Genomic DNA, 7,057 nt, shown 5'->3' with positions numbered 1-7,057 from the left:
GTGAATGGTGTGATCCATATTTTTTATGCCGAATAGCTTAAATGGGTATTGTATTATATGATTGCCAAGGTCTTTAGTGTTCTATTCCTGAAGTATTTATACCATTGAAAATTCGAGAAAAAAACCCCGAACACCCATGCGGAACGCCCATTTATTCCGGTGGATGGTATCCACAGCCAACAAATTGAGGTCTCCGCATTCACTGACACTGTATATACGACTTTATCAAAGATCAAGGCGATATCGACGGACGATGGGCGGCTCAGGGCAATCGCATCAAGCACCGCTAATATTAGCGGTTACTGATGCGTCTTGACCGCCCTGCCTCTGAGGCGACTCGAAGAGCAATTTCGACAGGTAAGACTCATCCCAACCGGCTTTCAAGCGTTTGTTCTGAATGCCGAGCTTGGTGCCGTCATTCTTGAGGCGCGAGAGGGCGATGTGACGCAGGACGGCGAGATTCTCGCGCGCCACTGGATCGCGGACACGGCACTCATCCTCCCGAAAGGAGATATCGAGATTCCAATGCAGACCGTTTTCGATGCCCCAGTGGCCGCGTACCGCGCGGGCGAAGCGCGCGGCGCTGGTGCCGAGACTGCCAATGAAATAGCGGGTCTCGACCGAGACCTTGCCGGCGACCTCGCGGCGCGATTCGACCATGCCGATCATATTCATCGCCTCCCACAGGGCGCTGCGCGGCACGCCGGAGAGATCGCCCAGGGTGCGGTAGCGACGGGTTTCGAGACGACCATGCCCCCGCTCGACGGTCTCGATGAACTCAGAGTCGACGCCAACATAGCCTCTGGCATCGGCGTCGATGAACGCCTCCTCGACCTCGGCCGCCAGGGTTTCTTGGTTGCCTTTGAGGGCCAGCATATAATCACCGCCTTGGTGGATGATCTGCTCGGCAATCTTGGTCTGACAGCCCATGGCATCGATGGTGACGATGCAGCCCTCCAGCTTCAGCCATGCCAGCAAACGCGGAATCGCCGTGATCTCATTGGATTTGGCGTCGGTGGCGACCTGCCCGAGCACCACCCGATTGGCCGTCGCCCAGGCACTGACCAGATGCAACGCCGCCAAGCCCTTGCCGCGGCTATGGGAGCGGCGCAGGGTCTTGCCATCCACGGCAATGATTTCATCGGGAATCAACTCGGCCACCGACGCGCTCCATTGGCGAAAGCAGGCGGCAAACTGTGCGGGATCGATCCGCGCAAACACCCGCCCGAAAGTGTCGTGCGACGGGATGCCCGCGGGCAATTGCAGAAAGGTGCGCAGCCACGCCTCCTTGGCCTGCCCGAACGTCTCGACACCCACCCAACCGTCGGCGCCACTGAAGGACGCGGCGATGGCGATCACGATCATCTCGCTCAAGAGGTGCCGGCGTTGGATCGCGCTGCGCGGTTCGTCCAACGTGGCAAAATAGTGCGCGATCGATCGCTCCACACTCAAGTCGCACATCGGCGATATCTCCCCAAGAGTCAGAAGACTCAGATCATTGGGGCCACCGACTGGATTGTCTAACAGTCTGCGCTAATACGTTGATGCGATTGCCCTGTGGGCGGCTCGGTTCGCACCCTCGCAACGCCCGTCCTGCCGAACTGTGCCCAATGCGCTATGCCGCCTTGGCTAGATCGATGATGCGTGAGGCGGTCTCTTCGTCCGTGTGAACGGTCGTCAGGGCGATGCCGCTCTCGGCCTCTTGAGCATGCAGCGCTCCTATACGGCCGTGGATCCGCTCCCGCGCCGCTTCACAACCCCGACTCCGCATAAGCGCCGAGCCGCACGGGTTGCAGAACCTCTCGGCCAATTTTACAGGCTGACCTGGTAACGATGCGAGAACTGACCCTACAGACACCCAGGGTGAGCGCGTATAATTTTTTCTGAAATCAATAAAATCAAACAGTTAAGATGCGAGCTTCACAATACATATGAACTGTAACTTATTGATTTATAGGGGTACGCGCTCGCCCTGTACAGACACCAGACACAGACACGTGAACATTGTTGACAGTGGTATTCTTTAAAAAGTGCGTTTTCGCCTCTCGACATAAACCGGAAAGCCAGGTATGCGGCGATCCGCCATGAGGAATCAGCAAGTAGACGTAAGGATGAATTGACGTGCAAGCAAAAGAAAGTCGGCTGCGGTCGCTGATCGATACCACCATGCAGCTCGTGATCCCGCTGTTTCAGCGGTTCTATGTCTGGGATCGTCAATATTGGAACACGCTCTGGGATGACATCCAGGAACTGGCGGAAGATACGGATCAGCAACGCTCGCACTTTCTGGGGTCGCTGGTCCTGATACCCGCCGACAATCTATCCCTGAACCTGCCCAAATTTATCGTCATCGACGGCCAACAACGCATGGCGACCCTGATGGTGCTACTGGCTGCCGTGCGCGATCATGCCCGCGAACATGAGGAACCGAAACTTGCCGAGGAAATCGAGCAAAAAATGCTCTTTAACCGCTTTGAGGAGGGAGACGGCTGCTACAAATTACTGCTGTCGGACAACGACTACACCGCCTTTCAAACCATTCTCGATGGCAAGGCATCCCTGCCCGATCACCGATTGAGCGAATGCCACGGCTTTTTCCGGGGACGCATCAGGAATCCGGAAGCGCCACCGCTCAGAACGCTGTTCGAGACCATTGCCCAACGGCTGTCGTTGGTCACGATCACCCTTGAGACACATGAAAACCCTTATCTGGTTTTCGAGAGCCTGAATTTCAAAGGCCACAAGCTCACTGAAGCCGATCTAATCCGCAACTACCTGTTCATGCGGATTCCGCAGAAGCAGCAAAAAAGCGTCTACCTGAAGTATTGGAAGCCGATGGAAGGCGCCATGGGCGAATCTCTCACGGAGTTCGTGCGCCACTATCTGTCGCGCAGCGGCACGGTCGTCAAGCAATCCGAGGTCTACATCACCCTCAAGAAGCGTCTTGGCTCTAGCGATGTTTTCGAGGCAATCAAGGAACTTGCCGTCTTTGCCGAATACTATGCACGGCTGCTCCATCCGGACACGGAATCGAGCAAGCTGGTCCACAACGCGCTGGAGAGTCTGAACCGACTTGAAATCACCACGGTCTATCCGTTCCTGCTCAACCTGTATCGCGATTACAGCCAGAATCACTTGACGGATGAACAGTTCGCCAAAAGCATTGGGCGGCTCGAAAATTACCTGGTCCGCCGCTTCGTCTGCGGCCTGCCCACCAATGAATTGAACAAGATTTTCGCCCCGCTCTACAACCAGATTCAACAGCAACTCACTGACGACTTCGTACAGACTTTTGAGGTCATGCTCCAGAACAAGGGCTATCCAAACGACGATCGGTTTCGGAAGGATCTGATCGAGAAAAAACTCTACGGACGGGGCGACCGTGAAAAGAAAACCAGGTTCTTACTGGAATCGCTAGAACGCCATTACAAGCACAAGGAACAGGTCAAAATCGAGGATCTGACCATCGAGCACGTCATGCCGCAGACGCTAAACGATTGGTGGAAAGGTCATCTTGGGGACGATTGGACCGAGACGCACGACACTTGCCTGCACACCATCGGAAATCTGACCTTGACCGGCTATAACGGCGAGCTATCCAACAGCCCCTATCCAGCCAAGCGTCAGGCATTCCTGAACAGCCATCTGGTGCTGAACGGCTACTTCAAAGCCGCCGAGAACTGGCGTCAGGAAGACATCCTTGAACGTGCGGAACATCTTGTTGAGCAGGCGTTGAACCGCTGGCCCTATTTCGGCGATCCTGGCTTCTTCAAACAACCCGGAACGGATGGCATTGTCGGGACCAAACCCGAGACTCTAGTTATTTTAGATCGGACATTCACGGTCAAAAGTTGGCGCGAAGTGCTGCAATTCACGCTGTCGGCTCTTGCCGAACTGGACCCTGGTCAGTTCGACCATCTGTCCGAACATGTCCCCCAGTACATCGCCAAGAGTCCGCAAGGTTTCAGAAATCCGAAGGAGCTTGGTGACGGCTACTACTACATCGAAACCAACCTGGGAGCGGCGGCCATCCATCGCCTATGCCGCCGAGTCATTGAAACGATGGGGTATTCGCCCACTGACTGGGTAGTGAAAGTCACGACCAAAAGCGATTGATTAAGATGTCCGTCAAGCGCCTAACTGATGTGCTCCGAGACCGGTGTTCCGCTCCCGCGCCGCTCACAACCCCAACTCCGCGTGAGAGCCGAGCGGGTTGCAGAGCCTCCCGGTTCCGGCGAGGCAATCGCTTTGTTTCGCGTCATTCCGTGTCCGATGAAACACTGTTGGCAACGGCCAACCCGATGCGCCTGGATCGCAGAGCTTGAACAGGGTTGGTCGGGCGACTAGCCTTCCGAGCATGAACACCGCCGAGATCCCGTGATGCCTGATTTGAGCCGTATTACTCTCGAACCGGACATTTGCCATGGCAAACCCTGCATCCGCCATCTGCGCTGGCCGGTGGAGGTGATCCTCGACATCGTGTCCGCCGGCATGGGCTGGGATGAGATCTTGGCCGACCACCCGGAATTGGAGCGTGACGACATCCGGGCCTGTCTGCACTACGCCCGCTTGCTGGTGTCTAGTGAGCCACTGCGACGCGTGGCCTAATGAGAGTCCTTTGCGATGTCTGAGGCGGGACAGGGTATATTCACCCCGCCCCGCACGTTTATCGGCCGCCAACCGTTGCCGCCGCACCCGCTGGGAAACGTTCCTGACGGGGTGATGTCAATCTACTGTGTGAACTTGAATTTTCAACTGGCCTGCTGCGCTAAGACCAATCCCAGAAGATCTGCGATCGCGGATTCGATTGCGGCGAATTCCTGAGACGACACCCTGCCGACGGACGCTCGAATACGTTCCCGTTTCACGGCCATGAGCTTATCTGTCATTGCCCAGGACGCTCGGACAGCGTCTCCGTATGGAAGACTAACCGGAACGCGGTAGGGCAGGGTCTCTTGGTGACTGGTAAAGGGACAAACGAGGATAGAGTCCGGACCGTCGGCGCCAATCTATTTGTCGGCCTGGATGACCAGCCAGGGTCTTGGCTTACCGTCGTCGCCCGCTGCCGCCGCGAGCACGATATCCCCACGCCTTATGTCTCCCACGGGTGGTCCTTCAACACATCCGCTTGCCGCCTTTCGATCTCTGCATCGGCATCGGCATCGCTTGCGAACGGCTCAGGTGCGACGATGCACCGCAGGGCATCCTCAACCACGAGCCGCAAGGGAACGCCGCGCGCCCGAGCGATCGCTTGAATCTGCCGTTGGAGGTCGTCGGGGATACTGGCGTGAACTCTAGCCATAAAGCGCCTCATTTTGTATGGACGACTGGCCTGGTTCTCCAGGGCTGGAAGCCCTGGCGGCGCAGAACGGATGGGTGACTCAGCACCCCGACCGATACCGCAGATCCAGCGTATAGGGATGCTCGCCGGCCGGTTCCTCGGGCGGCGGGTCGATCACTCCAGGCGTATGCCCCATCAGCCGGAAGCGGGCGATGCGTCGGCTTTCGGCCTCGTAGCTGTTGACTGGGAAGCTGCTCTCGCTACGGCCGCCAGGATGGGCGACATAGTAGGTGCAGCCGCCCAGGCTGCGCCGGTTCCAGAGATCGACGATCTCGAAGACCAGCGGATTGTGCGACGGAATGGTCGGGTGCAGACCCGACGGCGGACTCCACGCCTTGAAGCGGATGCCGGCGACGAATTCGGCCTTGCGTCCGGTCGGGCGCAGCGGGACGCGCCGGCCGTTGCAGACCAGCACATGCCGGTCGCCGACCAGTCCGTTGACCTTGACCTGCATGCGTTCCACCGAGCTGTCGACGAAGCGCGAGGTGCCCTGCGCGGTGACTTCCTCGCCCAGCACATGCCAGGGTTCGATGGCGGCGCGCAGTTCCATGTTGATGCCGTTCTCGGTGACGAGATCGCCGTAATGCGGGAAACGGAACTCGAAGAAGGGATCGAACCAGGTGGTGTCGATCGGGTAGCCGGCGCGGCGCATGTCGCAGATCACGTCCTCGAAATCCTGGCGCGCGAAGTGGGGCAGGAGGAAGCGGTCATGCAGTTCGGTGCCCCAGCGGATGGGCTTGCGGGCGTAGGGTTCCTTCCAGAACCGGGCGACCAGGGTACGCAGCAGCAGCAGTTGCGCCAGGCTCATCCGATAATGCGGCGGCATCTCGAAGCCGCGGAATTCCACCAGCCCCTGCCGGCCCGCGGCGCTGTCGGGCGAGTAGAGCTTGTCGATGCAGAACTCGGTGCGGTGGGTGTTGCCGGTGACATCGGTCAGCAGGTTGCGCAGCACCCGGTCGACGATCCAGGGTTGCGGTACCGTGCCCGAGGGCATCTGCTGGAAGGCGATATCCAGTTCGTAGAGCCGGTCGTCGCGTGCCTCGTCGACCCTTGGGGCCTGACTGGTGGGGCCGATGAACATGCCGGAGAAGAGATAGGACAGGCTCGGGTGATGCTGCCAGTAGGCGATCAGACTCTGCACCAGATCGGGCTTGCGCAGCAGCGGGCTATCCGCCGGCGTGGGGCCGCCGAGCGTGACATGGTTGCCACCGCCGGTGCCGGTGTGACGCCCGTCGAGCATGAACTTCTCGGTGCCGAGCCGGGCGAGCCGCGCCTCTTCGTAGAGGATGCCGGTGTCGCGCACCATGTCGTCCCAGCGTTCAGCCGGGTGGATGTTGACTTCGATGACGCCGGGGTCCGGGGTGACCGCGAGCTTCTGCAAGCGGAAATCCTTCGGCGGCTCATAGCCCTCGATGATGATCGGCAGCTTGAGTTCGGCGGCCGTGTCCTCGATGCACAGAACTAGATCCAGCCAGTGTTCCAGATGGGTCAGAGGCGGCATGAAACAATAGAGTCGGCCCTCGCGCGGCTCGATGCAGAGCGCGGTGCGGATCAGGTCGGGATGCAGGTCGTCGGGTAGCGCGATCTGTTGGCGCACGTCCTGATGCGCGTGATCGGCGGGCGCGAGCCGTCCGTAACGCGCGGCCAGATCGCGCGGTTGCACGCCCTGTTCGCGAATGATCTGGGGCGCCTGGGCCGGTTCGACCAGCCGGCTGT

At 58.8% G+C, this 7,057-nt stretch carries 5 protein-coding genes; 2 read left to right on the top strand and 3 right to left on the bottom strand.

Translation table 11 applies throughout. From position 1 onward, the window contains the following. Positions 1-276: 276 nt before the first annotated feature. On the bottom strand, positions 277-1,461 hold the full coding sequence (locus tag QZY07_RS01085; protein WP_295399129.1) for an ISAs1 family transposase: 1,185 nt from the start codon (positions 1,459-1,461) through the stop codon (positions 277-279). A 660-nt stretch (positions 1,462-2,121) separates the two neighbouring features. On the opposite strand from QZY07_RS01085, the gene QZY07_RS01080 reads away from it, so the two are divergent. Together QZY07_RS01080 and QZY07_RS01075 are read left to right on the top strand one after the other, a co-directional pair. After that, entirely contained in the window at positions 2,122-4,116 is a 1,995-nt protein-coding gene (locus QZY07_RS01080) for a DUF262 domain-containing protein (RefSeq protein ID WP_295399127.1), read from the top strand. Between the two features lie 264 nt (positions 4,117-4,380). Then, positions 4,381-4,608, top strand: coding sequence for a DUF433 domain-containing protein (locus tag QZY07_RS01075; protein ID WP_295399125.1), 228 nt, complete (start codon positions 4,381-4,383; stop codon positions 4,606-4,608). A 143-nt stretch (positions 4,609-4,751) separates the two neighbouring features. Here the strand turns inward: QZY07_RS01075 and QZY07_RS27285 are convergent, their stop codons facing one another. Both QZY07_RS27285 and QZY07_RS01070 read right to left on the bottom strand, forming a co-directional pair. Beyond that, entirely contained in the window at positions 4,752-4,985 is a 234-nt protein-coding gene (locus QZY07_RS27285) for a type II toxin-antitoxin system PemK/MazF family toxin (RefSeq protein ID WP_363183527.1), read from the bottom strand. A 396-nt stretch (positions 4,986-5,381) separates the two neighbouring features. Then, the coding region (locus QZY07_RS01070; protein ID WP_295399123.1) for a transglutaminase family protein at positions 5,382-7,057 on the bottom strand (1,676 nt) is incomplete at its 5' end.

The organism is uncultured Thiocystis sp. (assembly GCF_903866365.1).
In the GTDB taxonomy this organism is placed as follows: Bacteria; Pseudomonadota; Gammaproteobacteria; order Chromatiales; family Chromatiaceae; genus Chromatium.
The sequence above is the reverse complement of the archived record's forward strand: the minus strand, read 5'-3'. Positions and strand labels throughout refer to the sequence as shown.